At 71.8% G+C, this 18,669-nt stretch carries 18 protein-coding genes; 8 read left to right on the top strand and 10 right to left on the bottom strand.

Features of this window, described 5'->3' with window-relative positions:
• Positions 1-46 precede the first annotated feature (46 nt).
• Complete coding sequence (locus ACIQZN_RS03435) at positions 47-667, bottom strand: DUF6230 family protein (protein ID WP_403987821.1); 621 nt, start codon at positions 665-667, stop codon at positions 47-49.
• Positions 668-1,346: 679 nt separating this feature from the next.
• Positions 1,347-2,321, bottom strand: a complete 975-nt coding sequence (locus ACIQZN_RS03430; protein ID WP_403987818.1) for a tetratricopeptide repeat protein — start codon at positions 2,319-2,321, stop codon at positions 1,347-1,349.
• Between the two features lie 318 nt (positions 2,322-2,639).
• Here ACIQZN_RS03430 and ACIQZN_RS03425 point away from each other — a divergent pair, with 318 nt between their 5' ends.
• Positions 2,640-3,299 carry a TetR/AcrR family transcriptional regulator gene (locus ACIQZN_RS03425; RefSeq protein ID WP_073963883.1) on the top strand — a complete coding sequence of 220 codons (660 nt, stop codon included), beginning with the start codon at positions 2,640-2,642 and terminating at the stop codon, positions 3,297-3,299.
• Here ACIQZN_RS03425 and ACIQZN_RS03420 read toward each other — a convergent pair.
• The 4 genes from ACIQZN_RS03420 to ACIQZN_RS03405 all read right to left on the bottom strand — a co-directional run bounded on the left by ACIQZN_RS03420 (position 3,275) and on the right by ACIQZN_RS03405 (position 7,363).
• Positions 3,275-4,975 carry a methylmalonyl-CoA mutase gene (locus ACIQZN_RS03420; RefSeq protein ID WP_403987814.1) on the bottom strand — a complete coding sequence of 567 codons (1,701 nt, stop codon included), beginning with the start codon at positions 4,973-4,975 and terminating at the stop codon, positions 3,275-3,277. The two genes, ACIQZN_RS03425 and ACIQZN_RS03420, sit on opposite strands and share 25 nt — an antisense overlap.
• A 78-nt stretch (positions 4,976-5,053) precedes the next feature.
• Positions 5,054-5,389 (bottom strand): DUF3817 domain-containing protein, encoded by a 336-nt coding sequence (locus ACIQZN_RS03415; RefSeq protein WP_403987811.1) that lies wholly within the window; start codon positions 5,387-5,389, stop codon positions 5,054-5,056.
• A 65-nt stretch (positions 5,390-5,454) separates the two neighbouring features.
• Entirely contained in the window at positions 5,455-5,964 is a 510-nt protein-coding gene (locus ACIQZN_RS03410; RefSeq protein ID WP_073964851.1) for a MarR family winged helix-turn-helix transcriptional regulator, read from the bottom strand.
• Positions 5,965-5,974: 10 nt separating this feature from the next.
• Positions 5,975-7,363, bottom strand: coding sequence for an MFS transporter (locus tag ACIQZN_RS03405; protein WP_403987809.1), 1,389 nt, complete (start codon positions 7,361-7,363; stop codon positions 5,975-5,977).
• 73 nt (positions 7,364-7,436) lie between these two features.
• Here ACIQZN_RS03405 and ACIQZN_RS03400 point away from each other — a divergent pair, with 73 nt between their 5' ends.
• The gene (locus tag ACIQZN_RS03400) at positions 7,437-8,420 is read left to right on the top strand and encodes a DUF5937 family protein (protein WP_403987806.1); all 984 of its coding nucleotides are present in this window, start codon (positions 7,437-7,439) and stop codon (positions 8,418-8,420) included.
• A gap of 45 nt (positions 8,421-8,465) precedes the next feature.
• Here the strand turns inward: ACIQZN_RS03400 and ACIQZN_RS03395 are convergent, their stop codons facing one another.
• Positions 8,466-8,759, bottom strand: coding sequence for an MTH1187 family thiamine-binding protein (locus ACIQZN_RS03395; protein ID WP_161212855.1), 294 nt, complete (start codon positions 8,757-8,759; stop codon positions 8,466-8,468).
• Complete coding sequence (locus ACIQZN_RS03390) at positions 8,756-9,106, bottom strand: DUF3817 domain-containing protein (protein ID WP_403987802.1); 351 nt, start codon at positions 9,104-9,106, stop codon at positions 8,756-8,758. The genes ACIQZN_RS03395 and ACIQZN_RS03390 overlap by 4 nt, the downstream gene beginning before the upstream one ends.
• A 148-nt stretch (positions 9,107-9,254) precedes the next feature.
• Between ACIQZN_RS03390 and ACIQZN_RS03385 the strand changes: the two genes are divergently transcribed.
• The 4 genes from ACIQZN_RS03385 (at position 9,255) to ACIQZN_RS03370 (ending at position 11,853) form a co-directional block, all read left to right on the top strand.
• Positions 9,255-9,887, top strand: a complete 633-nt coding sequence (locus ACIQZN_RS03385) for an AIM24 family protein (RefSeq protein WP_403988437.1) — start codon at positions 9,255-9,257, stop codon at positions 9,885-9,887.
• Positions 9,887-10,537, top strand: a complete 651-nt coding sequence (locus ACIQZN_RS03380; protein WP_403987799.1) for an AIM24 family protein — start codon at positions 9,887-9,889, stop codon at positions 10,535-10,537. Before ACIQZN_RS03385 ends, ACIQZN_RS03380 begins: the two co-directional genes overlap by 1 nt.
• Positions 10,534-11,259, top strand: coding sequence for an AIM24 family protein (locus ACIQZN_RS03375; protein ID WP_403987795.1), 726 nt, complete (start codon positions 10,534-10,536; stop codon positions 11,257-11,259). Before ACIQZN_RS03380 ends, ACIQZN_RS03375 begins: the two co-directional genes overlap by 4 nt.
• A gap of 126 nt (positions 11,260-11,385) precedes the next feature.
• Entirely contained in the window at positions 11,386-11,853 is a 468-nt protein-coding gene (locus ACIQZN_RS03370; protein WP_403987792.1) for a MarR family winged helix-turn-helix transcriptional regulator, read from the top strand.
• Between the two features lie 84 nt (positions 11,854-11,937).
• Here ACIQZN_RS03370 and meaB read toward each other — a convergent pair whose 3' ends face one another.
• Together meaB and ACIQZN_RS03360 are read right to left on the bottom strand one after the other, a co-directional pair.
• Positions 11,938-12,897: a methylmalonyl Co-A mutase-associated GTPase MeaB gene (meaB, locus tag ACIQZN_RS03365; protein ID WP_403987789.1), complete on the bottom strand. Its 960-nt coding sequence runs from the start codon at positions 12,895-12,897 to the stop codon at positions 11,938-11,940.
• A gap of 39 nt (positions 12,898-12,936) precedes the next feature.
• Positions 12,937-14,139 carry an acetyl-CoA C-acetyltransferase gene (locus ACIQZN_RS03360; RefSeq protein ID WP_403987786.1) on the bottom strand — a complete coding sequence of 401 codons (1,203 nt, stop codon included), beginning with the start codon at positions 14,137-14,139 and terminating at the stop codon, positions 12,937-12,939.
• Positions 14,140-14,273: 134 nt separating this feature from the next.
• Between ACIQZN_RS03360 and mce the strand changes: the two genes are divergently transcribed.
• Positions 14,274-14,702 (top strand): methylmalonyl-CoA epimerase, encoded by a 429-nt coding sequence (gene mce, locus ACIQZN_RS03355; RefSeq protein WP_018102605.1) that lies wholly within the window; start codon positions 14,274-14,276, stop codon positions 14,700-14,702.
• 132 nt (positions 14,703-14,834) lie between these two features.
• Positions 14,835-18,629, top strand: a complete 3,795-nt coding sequence (gene scy / locus ACIQZN_RS03350) for a polarized growth protein Scy (protein WP_403987781.1) — start codon at positions 14,835-14,837, stop codon at positions 18,627-18,629.
• The last annotated feature ends 40 nt before the right edge of the window (positions 18,630-18,669 follow it).

Below are 18,669 nucleotides of genomic sequence, written 5' to 3'. Positions count from 1 at the left end.
GCGGCCGGGGACCTGTGGTGCTCCCCCGGCCGCCCGGGCTAGTGCCCTAGTAGCACTCGTCGACGCCCTTGGACAGCCCAAGGTGCAGACCCGGCAGCTTGAACGTTCCTGCCGTGGTGGCCCACGCCCTCTGCTTGACGCCCGTCAGCTTGGCGGTCTCGGCGCGCTGCGCGAAGCCGTTCGGGTTGACGTACTTGTCGGCGTTGGGCTGGATGCCCGGGTCGTGCAGCTGGCCCGCGCCCACACCGATGTCGATGTTGCCGAACTCGGCGTCACCGTTGAGGTCCGAGATGTCGAGGTAGAGGCCGGTGGCGTCGACCAGCTTCTTCTCTCGGTCCTTGCCCGTGGCATTGCCCGGGTCACCGGCGGTGAGCTTCATCGTGATGCTGCCCAGCCCGAACGGCAGGTTGGGCGTGACAACCGACTGGCACATCTTGGTGATGGTGGCGTGACGGAACCCGGAGACGGCCACGGCGTGCGCCTTGCCCGACTTCGTGGGGTCCGCGCCGTCCTCGGTCGCGATGCTGCCGTACTGGACGAAGCCCTGACCGTTCAGCTCGTCGGCCGTGACCTTGAACTCCTGGCCCGACACGCTGAAGGACGCGGCGAGCGCGCCCTGGGCCAGACCGACGCCGACGGCGGCGGTGGCTATGACGCTCGGCACCATGACGACAGCGAAACGCTTCCATCTCGTGCCACCGCGAACCTGGGAACTCATACTTTTCCTCCTTCTCGGACGTACATCTCCGGTCAGGCATCCTGCCCGACCTGGGATGGGAGAAGTGCTACGTCCTCGGAAAGGAGAGCGCCCGGATACGGAGGCTGTACCGCGCCCGCATCACCGGCGATCACCCCCGAGCGACAACCACTGGTCACGCGTGTGCGCGACCTGATCGGACAGGCCCTGCCGGCCGGCAGGAACCCCCCTGTCCGGAGCCGGCGCCCACTGCCGCCGACCCGCCCGGTGGGGACCCAACGGAGCCGCCGCTCCCGACTGGCAGCCGGACTGGCGTTATTGGACCGAGCGTGGCCGATCGTGGTCCATTCCCGGCCGGGACACAAGGGGGTTCGTTACTCGCTGGTAACGCCCGCATAACCGGGCGACGACCTGCTGACACCGAGCGGCCACACAGGGTGGCCCCGGACCAACGGACGAAAAGGAGGAAGCACGAGCGAAACGGGACAGATCCCAAAGATCGATTTACTGCGAGTAACAGGCCGCGCTTTTATCAAGATTTGGTAAAGCAGGGCCCACTCTTATCGCCTGATCGCGAAAACGGCCGCGGCGCCCGAAGGCGGCCGCGGCCGTGTTGTCAGTTCAGAACAATCGGATCGGACAGACCGGATCAGAACAGGACGCGCGCGAGCGCGGTGCGCGCGGCACCGACCCGCGGGTCCTCCGGGCCGATCACCTCGAAGAGGTCGAGCAGCCGCAGCCGGACCCGGTCGCGGTCGTCGCCGAACGTCCGGCGCACGGTCTCGACCAGCCGCCCGAAGGCGTCCTCGACATGGCCGCCGACGAGGTCGAGGTCGGCCGCCGCCATCTGCGCGTCCGCGTCGGCCGGCTTCTCCGCCGCCTCGGTGCGCACCTTCTGCGGGTCCGTCGCCTGGACCCGGGACAGCAGCTCGGCCTGGGCGAGGCCCAGCTTCGCCTCGGTGTTCACCGGGTCGTCGGACAGCACGTTCTGGTACGCCTGCACGGCGCCCGCGAAGTCGTTGGCGTCCAGCGCCCGGGCGGCCGCCTCGAGAAGGGAGTCGTACGGGCCGGGCGGGACCGGGGCCGCCGCCTGGGCCGGCTCACCGGCCGCCGACGGGTCCACCGCGATACCGGTGAGGCCGAAGCGCTCCTCGCCGACCTGGATCAGCTGGTCCAGGGTCTGCCGGATCTGGGCCTCGGGGGCGGCGCCCTGGAAGAGCGGCAGCGCCTGTCCGGCGACGACCGCGAAGACCGCCGGAATGCCCTGGATGCCGAACTGCTGCATCAGCATCTGGTTGGCGTCGACGTCGACCTTGGCCAGCAGGAAGCGGCCGTTGTACTCATGGGCCAGGCGCTCCAGGAGCGGGCCCAGCTGCTTGCACGGCTCGCACCACTCGGCCCAGAAGTCGATGACGACGGGCACTTCGGCGGAGCGCTGGAGGACGTCGCTCTCGAAGCCCGCCTCGTTGACGTCGATCACGAGGGAGGACGCGGGGACGGCCGCGGGGCCGCCCTGGCGTGCGGACTCGGCGCGCGTCTGCTCCGCCTTCGCCTTGGCCTCTCCGGCCGCCTTCACCGCGGCGAGGTCGACGACGCCGCTCATGGACATGTTTCTGGGCTGCATGCGTACATCCTCCCCCTTCGGTGCGCCGTTCCGGAAAGCGATACGTGAACCGCGCCCGTCCGCGACCCCCGCCGGTGTGCGGGGTGAGCGGACAGACACGGCTGCGGGGCCCCTGAAAGACCCGGTTCGGCGCCCGGTCCCCACCCGGCGCCTGTGGCTGTCGTTCGTTCGTGGCGCCCACGACGGTCCGGACCGTCGCCTTACGCTACGACCCGTAGCGTAACTGGCCACGCCCCCTCACGCACAAGAGTGTTCGGTGATCTGTCTCACGGCTTCGGGGGCCGGTCGGATTTACTTACTGGCGGGTATGGTCTCGGCATGCTCAGCCGCCCCCACCCCAAACCCGCACGATCGGGACGTCCTCGCAGCACCGAGGCCGACGAGGCGATCCTGGAGGCGACCAGAGCCTCGCTGGTGGACCTCGGCTGGTCGAAGCTGACCATGGGTGACGTGGCGACGCGGGCCGGGGTCGCCAAGACGACCCTCTACCGGCGCTGGGCGGGCAAGAACGAACTGGTCGTGGACGCGGTGGCTGTCCTCTTCGACGAGCTGGAGATGCCGGACCTGGGCAGCCTGGCCGCCGATGTGGAGGCGGTCGTGCTGCAGTTCGCCGCGCTGCTCGACCGGCCGGAGACCCGGACCGCGCTGATGGCGGTGGTCGCCGAGTCGACGCGGGACGAGGCGCTGCGGGCCCGTATCCGCGACTCGATCGTCAACCGGCAGAAGCGGCTCGTGCTCCAGGGCCGGCGGCGGGCGCAGGAGCGCGGTGAGCTGCCCGTCGAGCCGGACGAGGCCACGGCGGACCTGACGGCGGACCTGATCTTCGATGTGATCGCCGGTGCGGTGGTGCACCGGACCCTGGTGAGCGCCGAGCCCGTCGATGCCGACTGGGCCCGGCGCTTCACACTGCTGCTGCTGGCGGGCCTGGGCGCGGCCGCCGGACAGCCGGTACGTCAGAAGCCCGCGGGCTCCGTGTAGACGCCCCACTCGTCGCGCAGGACGCCGCAGATCTCGCCGAGGGTCGCCTCCGCGCGGACCGCGTCGAGCATCGGCGCGATCATGTTGGAGCCGTCGCGGGCGGCGGCCAGCATCGCGTCGAGGGCGGTCTTCACCCGGGCGTCGTCGCGGGCCTCCTTGCGGCCGGCCAGGACGCGGACCTGTTCGCGCTCGACCTCGTGGCTGACACGCAGGATCTCCAGGTCGCCGGTGACCGAGCCGTGCGCCGTGTTGACGCCGACGACCTTCTTGTCACCCTTCTCCAGGGACTGCTGGTAGCGGAACGCGGACTCCGCGATCTCGCCGGTGAACCAGCCGTCCTCGATGCCGCGCAGGATGCCGGAGGTGATCGGGCCGACCGGGTGCTGCCCGTCGGGGTGGGCCCGGGTGCCGCGCTCCTTGATCTGCTCGAAGATCTTCTCGGCGTCGGCCTCGATGCGGTCGGTGAGCTGCTCCACGTACCAGGAACCGCCCAGCGGGTCGGCCACATTGGCGACGCCGGTCTCCTCCATCAGCACCTGCTGGGTGCGCAGCGCGATCTCGGCGGCCTGCTCGGAGGGGAGCGCGAGGGTCTCGTCGAGGGCGTTGGTGTGCAGCGAGTTGGTGCCGCCGAGGACGGCGGACAGGGCCTCGACGGCGGTGCGTACGACGTTGTTGTACGGCTGCTGCGCGGTGAGGGACACCCCGGCGGTCTGGGTGTGGAAGCGCAGCCACTGCGCCTTGTCGGTCTTCGCGCCGTACGTCTCCTTCATCCAGCGGGCCCAGATGCGGCGGGCGGCGCGGAACTTGGCGATCTCCTCGAAGAAGTCCAGGTGCGCGTCGAAGAAGAAGGACAGGCCGGGCGCGAAGGTGTCGACGTCGAGCCCGCGGGAGAGGCCCAGTTCCACGTAGCCGAAGCCGTCGGCGAGGGTGTACGCCAGCTCCTGCGCGGCCGTCGCCCCGGCCTCGCGGATGTGGTAGCCGGAGACGGAGAGCGGCTTGTACGCGGGGATGGAGGCGGCGCAGTGCTCCATCAGGTCCCCGATGAGGCGCAGATGGGGCTCGGGCTGGAAGAGCCACTCCTTCTGCGCGATGTACTCCTTGAAGATGTCCGTCTGGAGCGTGCCGTTGAGGACCGCCGGGTCGACGCCCTGGCGCTCGGCGGCGACCAGGTACATGCAGAAGACCGGGACGGCCGGGCCGCTGATCGTCATCGACGTCGTGACGTCACCGAGCGGGATGTCCTGGAACAGGACCTCCATGTCGGCGGCGGAGTCGATGGCGACGCCGCAGTGGCCGACCTCGCCGAGCGCGCGGGGGTCGTCGGAGTCGCGGCCCATCAGCGTCGGCATGTCGAAGGCCACGCTGAGCCCGCCGCCGCCGGCGGCCAGGATCATCTTGTAGCGCTCGTTGGTCTGCTCGGCGTTGCCGAAGCCGGCGAACTGGCGGATGGTCCAGGTGCGGCCCCGGTAGCCGGTCGGGTGGAGCCCCCGGGTGAAGGGGTACTCGCCGGGCCAGCCGATCCGCTCGAAGCCCTCGTACGCGTCCCCGGGGCGAGGGCCGTAGACGGGCTCCACCGGGTCCCCGGACAGCGTGGTGAAGTCCGCGTCACGCTTGCGGGCCTTGTCGTAACGGGCCTGCCAGCGTTGGCGGCCTTCCTCGATCGCGTCAGCGTCCATGCCACCAATTTACTAGGACGTCCTAGTAAATGTCGATGACAAACCGCCCGGCGCTTCGCGCGGGGCGGTTCGGAGCTGTCAGACGTTCGCGGGGGCCGCGGGCGTCGCGTCCGCGATCAGCGGCTCGACCTCGCGGACGACCTTGCGCTCGACGAAGAACGCGGCCGTCGGGATCGTGCCCGCGATGAGCACCCAGAGCAGCTTGCCCATCGGCCACTTCGCCTTGGAGCCCAGGTCGAAGGCGAAGATCAGGTAGATGATGTACAGCACGCCGTGGATCTGGGAGACGACGAGCGTCAGGCCCTCGCCCTTGTCGAAGCCGTATTTGAAGATCATGCACACGCAGAGGATCAGCAACATGACGGCGGTGACGTAAGCCATCACCCGGTATCGGGTCAGCACACTGCGTTTCATGCCAACGAGCGTAACCGGACGTCCGGGGCGATCTTGCAGCGGGCCGGGCACCGGAACCGCGCCTCTCAGATCTCCTCGAAGTCCTGCGCGGCGATGCGCAGGGGCCGCAGCAGCGCGAAGATCTCGGCGCACTCCTCGGCGTCGTACGCCCCGAGTCCGAACTCCATCGCGACCAGGTCCCGGGTGGCCGATTCCACGACCTCGCGGCCCTTGTCGGTGATCGAGGCCAGCGTGCCCCGGCCGTCGTTCGGGTTCGGGCGCTTGTCGACCAGGCCGGAGCGCACCAGCCGGTCCACCGTGTTCGTCACGGACGTCGGGTGGACCATCAGCCGCTCGCCGATCTTGGACATCGGCAGCTCGCCCGCCTTGGAGAAGGTGAGCAGCACCAGCGCCTCGTACCGCGCGAAGGTCAGTCCGTACGGCTTGACGACGGCGTCGACCTCGGAGAGCAGGATCTGCTGCGCCCGCATGATCGAGGTGATCGCCGCCATGGACGGGACCGGGCCCCAGCGCTGCTGCCAGAGCTCGTCGGCGCGGGCGATGGGATCGAAGGGGAGACTGAGCGGCTTCGGCACGGCCACGACCTTACCCATGGGGAACTTGGCGGTCCTCCCCGTCTCGCACTTCGGTCCGGGCCCCGGCAGCGGGTGCGGTGCCGCGGACCTCGGCGACGAGCGGGAGCAGGCAGAGTGTGCCGAGGACGGCCGCCCCGGCGACCACCTGGTGGACGGGGAAGAACTCGGCGGCGAGCCCGGTGAGCGCCATGCCGACGCCCTGGAGCGTCATGAGCCCGGCGGTGAGCAGGGTCATGGCCCGCCCGCGCAGTTCCTCCGGGACGGCGGCGACGAACCACTGGTCGAGGCCGATGTTGTACGCGGACGAGGCGCCGACCACCACCAGCGCGACGGCCGCCACCGCGACCCCCGGCGTCAGCGCGTACACCGTGAGGGGCAGCAGCCCGGCGGCGGCCAGCGGCAGCACGATCCGCTCACGGGTGCGCGGGCGCAGCGCGGTGCCCGCGCACAGCTCGGCGGCGATGTGGCCGACGGGCATGGCGCACATCAGCAGCCCGAGCGCGGCCGGGCCGACGCCGATCTCGTCGGCGTACGGCGCGGCGACCGCCTCCGGCGCGACGACGAACAGCGGGGGCAGCCAGAACAGCAGCATCAGCGCCCGGAGGCGGCGGTGACCGAAGATCAGCCGGGCGCCGGACAGGGACTCCCGCAGCAGACCGGCGCCGCCGGCCTCGCGGGCGCGGGCGGGCCGGTCGCGGGTGCCGAGGCGCAGCAGCGCGGCCGAGCAGAGGAAGGTGGCGACGGTGATCGTGATCGCGCCGCGCGGCGGGAGCACGGTCAGCAGCACCCCGCCGACGCCGAAACCGGCGAGCAGCGACCCCTGCGAGACGATCCGCAGCAGCGAGCGCCCCAGCACGAACAGCTCGCCCTCGCCGAGGATGTCGGTGAGGGCGGCCATCCGCGTTCCGGTGAAGACCGGCGAGACGGCGGCGACCAGGCAGCGCAGCATCAGCAGCCCGGCGACCGGGGTGCCCGGCAGCACCATCACGGCGACGCAGACCGCGCAGACCAGATCGCAGGTGACCAGGACCCGGCGGGCCGGGTAGCGGTCGGCGATGCCGGCGAGCAGGGTGCCGCCGACGAGGTACGGCAGCATGCCGAGCGCGAAGGTCAGGGCGCTGAGCAGGGGCGACGAGGTGAGGTCGTAGACGAGGACGGTGAGCGCGAGTTCGCTGACGACGACCCCGAGCAGGGAGAGCAGATGCGCGGCGAAGACCGCGCGGAACTCGCGTACGGCGAAGACGGCGCCGTATCCCCGGGGCGCGGCCGGTCCGCTCGGGTCAGGGGGGCCGGCGCGCTCCGGGGGCGGGGCCGGGAGAGCGGCCGGTCCTGCGGTGGCGGGGTCCGGGGTGTCGGGGGTGTGGCGGCCCGCCCGGGGACCGGTGGTGTCTCTCGGCATGGCCGCAGCCTGCGGGACCGGACCGCCCGGACCGTAGACTTTCGGCCCCAGCCGAATCTTCCCGGGGCCGCCCATGCCGTTCCATCTCCACCTCGACGAGAACGACCTGCTGCGCTGCCGGTTCGCGCTCTCCCCGCTCTGGGAGACCCAGGCCGCCGTGCGCACGCTGCTGCGCCCTCAGCGGCACGGCTACCACCGGCCCTGGCTGCGGCGCATCGAGGCTGCGGCCTCGGGGCTCGATCTGCGACCGCTCTGGTCGCTGATGACGGACGGGGGACACAACCCGGACTTCCTCTGTCCGCCTCCCGCGCGGCCGAACGTCACGTTCGCGGACGAGATCGAGGCGGTCCGCGCCACCGCCCCGGAGCTGGTCGCCGAGGACCTGGCGCTGACCCTGGCCGACCAGACGGGCGGCCTGGACTCCCCCGCCGGCCGGGCGCTGCTCGCCGACCCGGCGCGCGCCCTGCGGGATCTGGCCGACCTGCTCGAAGAGGCGTGGCGGACGCTGGTCGAACCGGACTGGTCGAGACTGCGCGCCCTGCTGGAGGCCGATATCGCCTACCACTCGCGACGACTGGCCGAGGTGGGATTCGCGCGCCTCCTCGGCGAGCTGAGCCCGCAGCTGACGTGGACCGACTCCACTCTGACCCTGGTCGGGATGCGGGGCCGGCACTCACGGGTGCTGGGCGGGCAGGGGCTCGTGCTGATCCCCAGCGTCTTCGCCTGGCCGGACGTGGTCAGTGGGTATGAGCCGCCTTGGCCGCCCGCCGTGATCTACCCCGCGCGCGGGATCGGCAGCCTGTGGACCGACCCGGGCGACACCACGCCGGACGCGCTGGCGCGGCTGCTCGGGCGGACCAGGGCCGACGTCCTGTGCGCGCTGGACGAGCCGGCCGGCACCAGCGCGCTGGCGCACCGGCTGCGGCTCGCCCCCTCGTCGGTGTCGGAGCACCTGTCGGTGCTGCGGGCGGCGGGGCTGCTGACCTCGCGGCGCTACGGGCACCAGGTGCTGTACGAGCGGACGCCGCTGGGGATCGCGCTCGCTGTCCCGGAATGAGGAGAGCCCCCGCCGGTCCGGCAGGGGCTCACGGGCGGTGCGGGGTCACTCCGCGAGGTAGCGCTCGACCGTCTCGACCTTGGAGGTGAGCCCGTCGGTGACCCCGGGGCGGATGTCCGCCTTCAGGACCAGGGAGACCCGGCCCGCGCGCGCCTCGACGGCGGCCACCGCGCGCTTGACGACGTCCATGACCTCGTCCCACTCGCCCTCGATGGAGGTGAACATGGCGTCCGTGCGGTTGGGCAGCCCCGACTCGCGGACGACCCGGACGGCGTCGGCGACGTACTCGCCGACGTCCTCGCCGACCCCGAGCGGGCTGACGGAGAAGGCGACGATCATACGCTGACCGTGCCTTCGCGGCGGGCCCGGGCGGCGATGACGCTGTCCGCCTCGTAGCGCTTGAGCACCTTGTCCCCGTACAGACCGCCGAACGGCAGCACGCACAGCAGGAAGAAGAACGCGACGCGCTTCAGCGGCCACTTGGTCTTCGCCCACACGTCGAGCAGCAGCACGACGTAGATCACGAAGAGCACGCCGTGCAGCATGCCGAGCGGCATCATCAGGAAGTCGATGTCGGAGACCCGGCTCAGCACCGAGCCGAAGAGGATCAGCGCCGGGAAGGACAGCGCCTCGGGAATCGAGATGAGGCGCAGCCGGTGCAGGGCGGTAGCGGTCTTGATGTCCACGGGGGCACCTTCGGTGGGAGGGTCGTGACAGCTTGTGAACGCACGCACAAGCGGCACCCATTGTGACATCGCGGGCGGGTGGCCCGGGCGCCGGGTACTGGCCCCCTGTTCCGGTCGCGGTCGCTGCCGCTATTTTCGCCGGGTGGCAATGTTCCGGCTTGAGGGAAACAAGACGCTCGCCGTCGATCTGGCAGGCGATGCCGTCAAGGCGAAGAACGGCTCGATGGTCGCGTACGAGGGCCAGATGACGTTCAAGAAGATGACGGGCGGCGGTGAGGGACTGCGCGGGATGGTGACCCGCAGGCTGACCGGTGAGTCGATGGCGGTGATGCAGGTCACCGGCCAGGGCACCTGCTACTTCGCGGACCGGGCGAGCGAGATCAACCTCGTCTCGCTGCACGGCGACAAGCTGTACGTCGAGGCGAGCAATCTGCTCTGCACCGACGCGGGGCTGCGCACCGGCACCACGTTCACCGGCCTGCGCGGCGGGGCGACGGGCAACGGCCTGTTCACCACCACCGTGGAGGGGACCGGCCAGGCGGCGATCATGTCGGACGGCACGGCCGTGGTGCTGCGGGTCTCCCCCCAGTACCCGCTGTTCGTCGACCCGGGCGCGTACATCGCCCACCAGGGCAACCTCCAGCAGAACCTCCAGTCCGGGGTGAACTTCCGGACGCTGATCGGCGAGGGCTCCGGCGAGTCCTTCCAGATCCGGTTCGAGGGCGACGGACTGGTCTACGTGCAGCCCAGCGAGCGGAACACGATCGGGGGGAACGTCTGATGCCGTTCCGTGAGATCAACTCGAAGATGGTCGAGGCGACGGTGGTCCCCGGCCAGAAGATGTTCAGCCAGCGCGGGGCGATGCTCGCGTACCGGGGTGAGGTGGCGTTCACGCCGAACATCCAGGGCGGCCAGGGCGGCATGATGTCGATGATCGGCCGCCGGATGGCGAACGAGGCGACCCCGCTGATGACGGTCGAGGGCAACGGCACGGTGATGTTCGGCCACGGCGGCCACCACATCCATGTGATCAACCTCTCCGGGAACACCCTCTATGTGGAGGCGGACCGGCTGCTCGCCTTCGACGGCACGCTCCAGCAGGGCACGATGTTCATGGGCTCGCAGGGCGGGGTGATGGGCATGGTGCGCGGCCAGGTGACCGGGCAGGGCCTGTTCACCACGACGCTCAAGGGGCACGGCTCGGTGGCCGTGATGGCGCACGGCGGGGTGATCGAGCTGCCGATCGCGCCGGGCCGCGATGTGCACGTCGATCCCCAGGCGTACGTCGCCCACCACGGCGACGTACGCAACAAGCTCTCCACCGCGCTCGGCTGGCGCGAGATGGTGGGACGCGGCTCGGGCGAGGGCTTCCAGCTGGAGCTGAGCGGCAACGGTGCGGTGTACGTCCAGGCGTCGGAGGAGAAGCTGTGAACGGGCCCGTGGTCTTCGACCCGATGACGCTGCCGGCGGACGACAACGTCAACGCGTACACCTTCTGTGTGGAGCTCAAGGGAAGCCAGTGGTTCCTCCAGAAGGGCAAGATGATCGCCTACTACGGGCAGATCAACTTCGACGGCATCGGGCACGGCCGCTTCGAGCGGCTGGTCCGCTCCAGCTTCCACTCGCCGCTGCACGCGAGCGACTGGGTGGTGGCCGAGGGCAGCGGCAAGATGCTGCTCGCGGACCGGGCGTTCGATGTGAACTCGTACGACCTGGACGACGGCAACCTGACCATCCGGTCCGGCAACCTGCTCGCGTACCAGCCGTCGCTGGCGCTGAAGCAGTCGATCGTGCCCGGGTTCCTGACGCTGATCGGCACCGGCAAGTTCGTCGCCGCGTCCAACGGTCCGGTGGTCTTCATGGAGCCCCCGCTGCGGGTGGACCCGCAGGCGCTGGTCGGCTGGGCGGACTGCCCCTCGCCCTGCCACCACTACGACCACGGCTACATGACCGGCCTGCTGGGCGGGCTGCGGGGGCTGACCGGGATCGGCGGTGCCTCCGGCGAGGAGCACCAGTTCGAGTTCGTCGGCGCCGGTACGGTGCTGCTCCAGTCCTCCGAGGCGCTGATGGCCGAGCAGCCGACGGGGACGGTGCCGCAGCAGGCGGGGGTGCCGGGCCGACTGGGGGGCCTCCAGCACTATTCCGGTTCGTGACCGATAGTCTGCGGAGTGTGACGTCGAACGTCTGCACCCCGGCCCGGCCCGCGCGAGCGGTGCGGTGCCGGTCGTCACACCTTCCATACTTCGTCCGGCTTTCAACTTCTTAGGTAGAATCCGCACATGGAGACCGAGACGGCCACTCGCTGGCTGAGCGATGCTGAGCAGTGCGCCTGGCGCACCCATCTGGACGTCGGCAGGCTGCTGACCCATCAACTGGAGAAGGACCTCCAGCCGTTCGGCCTGACCATGAACGACTACGAGATCCTCGTCAACCTCTCGGAGTCCGAGGACCGCCGGATGCGGATGAGCGACCTCGCGGGGGCGACCCTGCAGTCCAAGAGCCGGCTCTCGCACCAGATCACGCGCATGGAGAGCGCGGGTCTTGTGCGGCGGGAGAACTGCGAGTCGGACCGGCGGGGGTTGTACGCGGTCCTCACGGACGATGGCCTGGAGACGATGCGGAAGGTGGCGCCGCACCATGTCGCGTCCGTCCGCAAGCACTTCATGGACCTGCTGTCGCCGGAGGCCCTGGCGGAACTGCACGCGGCGCTGACGCCGGTGGCGGAGCATCTGCGGGGGCAGCGGTAGGGACGCCGGCGGGGCTACCTGTAAGCCCCTCCGGCGATTGAGGAGCGGGGGTACGGGGGCAGCGCCCCCGCATCACCCGAACCGTCAGCCCTCGCCCGTCAGCCCCGCCACCAGTTCGTCCGCCGCCGCGTACGGGTCGAGGTGGCCGGCCACGATGCGTTCGGCCAGGGTGTCCAGGCGGCGGTCGCCGTGCAGGGAGCCGATGCGTTCGCGGAGGCGGGTGACCGCGATCGTCTCCACCTCGCGGGCGGCGCGGGCGGCGCGGCGTTCGCCGAGGACGCCGTGCTCGTCCATCCAGGCCCGGTGCTTCTCCAGGGCCTCGACCACCTCGTCGACGCCCTCGCCCCGGGCGGCGACCGTCTTCACGATCGGCGGGCGCCAGTCGCCGGGGCTCCGGGACTCGCCCAGGCCCAGCATGTGGTTGAGCTCGCGGGCGGTGGCGTCGGCGCCGTCCCGGTCCGCCTTGTTCACCACGTACACGTCGCCGATCTCCAGGATCCCCGCCTTCGCGGCCTGGATGCCGTCGCCCATGCCGGGGGCGAGGAGGACGACCGAGGTGTCGGCCTGCGAGGCGATCTCCACCTCGGACTGGCCGACGCCCACGGTCTCCACCAGGATCACGTCGAAGCCCGACGCGTCCAGCACCCGGATCGCCTGCGGGGCCGCCCAGGCGAGGCCGCCGAGGTGGCCGCGGGTCGCCATGGAGCGGATGTAGACGCCCGGATCGGACGCGTGGTCCGACATCCGGACCCGGTCGCCGAGCAGCGCCCCGCCGGAGAACGGCGAGGACGGGTCCACGGCGAGCACCGCGACCCGCTTGCCCTGCTTCCGGTAGGCGGAGACGAGCGCCGACGTCGACGTGGACTTGCCGACGCCCGGCGAACCGGTCAGGCCGACCACGTACGCGCTGCCCGCCAGCGGCGCCAGGGCCGCCATCACCTCGCGCAGTTGCGGCGAGGCCCCCTCCACCAGGGAGATGAGCCGGGCCACCGCCCGGGGTCCGCCCGCGCGGGCCTGCTCCACCAGGGTGGGGACGTCCACCATCACCGCTCCGTTCCGCTCGCCGCTCGTTCTCGTACCGCGTTACTTGCCCGGAACGCGCAGGATCAGCGCGTCGCCCTGGCCGCCGCCGCCGCACAGCGCCGCCGCACCGGTACCGCCGCCGCGCCGCTTCAGCTCCAGCGCCAGGTGCAGCACCACACGGGCGCCGGACATGCCGATGGGGTGGCCGAGCGCGATGGCGCCGCCGTTGACGTTGACCTTGTCCGAGGTGACGCCGAGGTCCTTCATGGACTGGACGGCGACGGCCGCGAACGCCTCGTTGATCTCGATGAGGTCCAGGTCCTCGACGCCGATGCCCTCCTTCTTCAGGGCGTGCCGGATCGCGTTGGACGGCTGCGACTGGAGCGAGTTGTCCGGGCCGGCCACATTGCCGTGGGCGCCGATCTCGGCGATCCACTCCAGGCCCAGCTCCTCGGCCTTGGCCCTGCTCATGACGACGACCGCGGCGGCGCCGTCCGAGATCTGCGAGGAGGTGCCCGCGGTGATCGTGCCGTCCTTGGCGAAGGCCGGGCGCAGCTTGCCCAGGGACTCCACGGTGGTCTCGGGGCGGATGCCCTCGTCCTTGGCGAAGAGGACCGGGTCGCCCTTGCGCTGCGGGATCTCGACCGGGGTGATCTCGGCCTCGAAGAGACCGTTCTTCTGGGCGGCGGCGGCGCGCTGGTGGGAGAGGGCGCCGATCTCGTCCTGCGCTGCGCGGTCCAGGCCGAGGCGGGTGTTGTGCTTCTCGGTGGACTCGCCCATCGGGATGTTCTCGTAGGCGTCGGTCAGACCGTCGTACGCCATCGAGTCCAGCATCTCGATCGCGCCGTACTTGTGGCCCTCGCGGGACTTCGGGAGGAGGTGCGGGGCGTTCGTCATGGACTCCTGGCCGCCGGCGACGACGACGTCGAACTCACCGGCGCGGATGAGCTGGTCGGCCAGGGCGATGGCGTCGAGCCCGGAGAGGCACACCTTGTTGACGGTGAGCGCGGGGACGTTCATCGGGATGCCGGCCTTGACCGCGGCCTGGCGGGCGGGGATCTGGCCCGCGCCGGCCTGGAGCACCTGGCCCATGATCACGTACTCGACCTGGTCACCGCCGATTCCGGCCCGGTCCAGCGCCGCCTTGATGGCGATGGAGCCCAGGTCGGCGCCGGAGAAGGTCTTCAGGGAGCCGAGGAGCCGGCCCATGGGCGTCCGCGCGCCCGCGACGATCACGGAGGTGGTACCGGTCGTTCCTGACATGAGGCACAGCCCCTTGGATTAGATGTGAACGAGGGTTTACTTGAATGTACTGAGCGGTACCCGCCCCGTCATCCGCCCGCGAGTGTGATCGCGCGCACCTTGCGTAACCGTCGGGAGCACGCTGCACTGTCCCCATGCTGACGCGAATCGACCACATCGGGATCGCCTGTTTCGACCTCGACAAGACCGTCGAGTTCTACCGCTCGACCTACGGGTTCGAGGTCTTCCACTCCGAGGTCAACGAGGAGCAGGGCGTACGCGAGGCCATGCTCAAGATCAACGATACGTCCGACGGCGGCGCCTCCTACCTCCAGCTCCTGGAGCCCACCCGGGAGGACTCGGCCGTGGGCAAATGGCTGGCCAAGAACGGGGAGGGCGTGCACCACATCGCCTTCGGTACGGCGGACGTCGACGCCGACGCCGCGGACATCCGCGAGAAGGGGGTCAGGGTGCTGTACGACGAGCCCAGGACGGGTTCGATGGGGTCCAGGATCACCTTCCTCCACCCCAAGGACTGCCACGGCGTCCTCACCGAACTGGTCACGGCGAAGAAGGAGCACTGACCCCAGCCATACCCGCCCGGTAGAGTGGGCTCTTCCGGGCCGGGGCCGGGTCGGGGGCGCGCCGCGTCCCCAGCCGTTGATCTGTCACCATTCCCCGAACGTTGAGAGCTCGGGGAAGGATGGGACCGCGCAGTGCGGGGCTACGAACGCCAGGAGAGCCACCGAGCTGAAGACGACCATCTCTCGCGGTTCGAGGCCGAGATGGACCGGCTCAGGACCGACCGGGAGAAGGCCGTCCAGCACGCCGAGGACCTCGGCTACCAGGTCGAGGTCTTGCGCGCCAAGCTGCACGAGGCTCGGCGCAGTCTGGCGATGCGTCCCGCCTACGACAGCGCGGACATCGGCTACCAGGCGGAGCAGCTGCTCCGGAACGCCCAGATCCAGGCCGAGCAGCTGCGCAGCGACGCCGAGCGCGAGCTGCGCGACGCCCGCGCCCAGACGCAGCGCATCCTCCAGGAGCACGCCGAGCACCAGGCCCGCCTCCAGGCCGAGCTGCACAACGAGGCGGTGCAGCGCCGCCAGCAGCTCGACCAGGAGCTGGCGGAGCGCCGCCAGACCGTCGAGTCCCATGTCAACGAGAACGTCGCCTGGGCCGAGCAGCTGCGGGCCCGGACGGAGTCGCAGGCCCGCCGCCTGATGGAGGAGTCCCGGGCCGAGGCCGAGCAGGCGCTCGCCGCCGCCCGGGCCGAGACGGCCCGGCTGACCGAGGAGACCCGGCAGCGCGTCGGTTCCGAGGCGGAGTCCGCCCGGGCCGAGGCGGAGTCGATCCTGATGCGGGCCCGCAAGGACGCGGAGCGGATGCTCAGCGCCGCCGCCGGCCAGGCGCAGGAGGCCACCAGCCACGCGGAGCAGCTGCGGCAGACGACGACCGCGGAGACCGAGCAGACCCGGCAGCAGACCACCGAGCTGAACCGGGCCGCCGAGCAGCGTATGCAGGAGGCCGAGACCCGGCTGCGCGAGGCGCGCCTGGAGGCCGAGAAGGTCCTCTCGGAGGCCAAGGAGGCCGCGGTCAAGCGGCTGGCCTCGGCCGAGTCGCAGAACGAGCAGCGCACCCGGACCGCCAAGACGGAGATCGCCCGGCTGGTCGGCGAGGCCACCAAGGAGTCCGAGTCCCTCAAGGCGGAGGCCGAGCAGGCACTCGCGGACGCCCGGGGCGAGGCCGAGCGGCTGCGCTCGGAGGCGGCCGAGGCCGCGCGCACCGCCGCCGCCGAGGACGCGGCGGCCCAGCTCGCGAAGGCGGCCAGGTCCGCCGAGGAGATCCTGACCAAGGCGTCCGATGACGCGAAGGCGGCCACCCGGGCGGCGGGCGAGGAGGCCGAGCGCATCCGCCGCGAGGCCGAGGCCGAGGCGGACCGGCTGCGCGGTGAGGCGGCCGAGCAGGCCGATCAGCTCAAGGGCGCGGCCAAGGACGACACCAAGGAGTACCGGGCCAAGACGGTCGAGCTCCAGGAGGAGGCGCGCCGGCTGCGCGGCGAGGCCGAGCAGCTGCGGTCCGAGGCCGTCGCGGAGGGCGAGCGGATCCGGGGCGAGGCCCGCCGCGAGGCCCTTCAGCAGATCGAGGAGGGCGCGAAGACCGCCGAGGAGCTGCTCGCGAAGGCCAAGGCCGACGCGGAGGAGCTGCGCGGTACGGCGACCGCCGAGGGCGAGCGGGTACGGACAGAGGCCACGGAGCGGGCCGCCGCGCTGCGCAAGCAGGCCGAGGACGCGCTCGACCGGGCTCGCGCCGAGGCCGAGCAGCTGCGCACGGAGGCGGAGGAGCAGGCCGAGGCGGCGAGGACCGCTGCCGAGGAGGCGGCGGCCGCGCTGCGCGAGGAGACCGAGGTCGCCGTCGCGGCCCGGCAGTCGGAGGCGGCCGGTGAGCTGACCCGGCTCAAGGACGAGGCCGAGACCCGGGTCACCGCCGCCGAGGAGGCGCTGGGCGAGGCGCGTACGGAGGCGGAGCGCATCCGCCGCGAGGCCGGTGAGGAGTCCGAGCGGCTGCGCGCGGAGTCCGCCGAGCGGCTGCGGACGCTCCAGGAGCAGGTGGAGGCCGAGGCCCAGCGGCTGCGCGACGAGGCCGCGGCGGACGCCTCGCAGTCGCGTGCCGAGGGCGAGGCCGTCGCCGTACGGCTGCGCACCGAGGCGGCCACCGAGGCGGAGCGGCTGCGGACCGAGGCGCAGGAGACCGCCGACCGGCTGCGGTCGGAGGCCGCAGCGGCCGCGGAGCGCGTGGGCACGGAGGCCGCCGAGGCGCTGGCCGCCGCCCAGGAGGAGGCGAACCGGCGCCGGCGCGAGGCCGAGGAGACGCTGGACGCGGCCCGCTCCGAGGCGAACCAGGAGCGTGAGCGCGCCCGCGAGCAGAGCGAGGAGCTGCTGGCCTCCGCGCGCAAGCGGGTCGAGGAGGCGCAGGCCGAGGCGCAGCGCCTGACCGGCGAGGCGGAGACCCGGGCGGCCGAGCTGGTCGCGGCGGCCGAGCAGACCGCCCAGCAGGTGCGGGACTCGGTCAGCGGGCTCCAGGAGCAGGCCGAGGCGGAGATCGCCGGGCTGCGCTCGACGGCGGAGCATGTCGCCGAGCGGACCAAGTCGGAGGCGCAGGAGGAGGCCGACCGGCTGCGGGCCGACGCGCACGCCGAGCGGGAGCGGGCGGGCGAGGACGCCTCGCGCATCCGCCAGGTGGCCAAGGAGGAGACGGACGCCGCGAAGGCGATGGCGGAGCGTACGGTCTCCGACGCGATCGCGGAGTCCGAGCGGCTGCGGGCGGACACCGCCGAGTACAGCCAGCGGATGCGCACCGAGGCGTCGGACGCGCTGGCGTCCGCCGAGCAGGACGCGGCGCGCAGCCGGGCGGAGGCCCGCGAGGACGCCAACCGGATGCGGACCGAGGCGGCGGCCCAGGCCGACCTGCTGATGTCGGAGGCGACCGCCGAGGCCGAGCGGCTGCGCACGGACGCGGAGCGCCAGGCGGCCCGGACCGTGGACGAGGCGGCGGGCGACGCGGAGCGGATGCGCGCGGAGGCCTCGGCCACGGTGGGCTCCGCCCAGGAGCACGCGGCGCGCACCCGGGAGGAGTCGGAGCGGCTTCGGGCGGACGCGGAGGCGGCGGCCGAGCAGATGCGGGCCGAGGCGCGCCAGGAGGCGGACCGGCTGCTCGACGAGGCGCGCGAGGCGGCGGCGAAGCGGCGGGCGGACGCGGCGGAGCAGGCGGACCAGCTCATCAACAAGGCTCAGGAGGAGGCGCTGCGCGCCGCCACGGAGGCCGAGGAGCAGGCCGACGCGATGGTCGGCGCGGCGCGCCAGGAGGCCGTGCGGATCACCTCCGAGGCGACGGTCGAGGGCAATGGGCTGGTGGAGCGGGCCCGGACGGACGCGGACGAGCTGCTGGTCGGCGCGCGCCGGGACGCCACGCAGATCCGGGAGCGGGCCGAGGAGCTGAAGACCCGGGCGGAGACCGAGGTCCAGGAGCTGCACGACCGGGCGCGCCGGGAGACGGCCGAGCAGGTCAAGACGGTCGGCGAGCGCGTCGACAAGCTGATCAAGGCCGCCACCGAGCAGCGCGAGGAGGCCGCGGCGAAGTCCAAGGAGCTGCTGGCGGACGCCAATTCGGAGGCGAGCAAGGTCAGGATCGCCGCCGTGAAGCGGGCCGAGTCGCTACTGAAGGAGGCCGAGCAGAAGAAGGCCAGCCTGGTGCGCGAGGCCGAGAAGCTGCGGGCGGACGCCGAGGCGGAGGCCAAGCGGATGGTGGACGAGGGCCGGCACGAGCTGGAGGTCCTGGTGCGCCGGCGCGAGGACATCAACACGGAGATCTCCCGTGTCCAGGACGTGCTGGAGGCGTTGGAGTCTTTCGAGACCCCTGCGGCGGGCGGTAAGGGCGGCGCGGCACCGGCCGCCGGCGTCAAGGCCGGGGCGGCAGCAGGCACTCGATCGAGTGGCAAGCAGTCCGATGGGTAGCCCACCGGCCGTCGTCCGTGGTCGCACATGGACCGTCATT

Origin of the sequence: Streptomyces sp. NPDC097595, from assembly GCF_044761525.1 — a bacterium.
Lineage (GTDB): Bacteria > Actinomycetota > Actinomycetes > Streptomycetales > Streptomycetaceae > Streptomyces > Streptomyces drozdowiczii_A.
The sequence above is the reverse complement of the archived record's forward strand: the minus strand, read 5'-3'. Positions and strand labels throughout refer to the sequence as shown.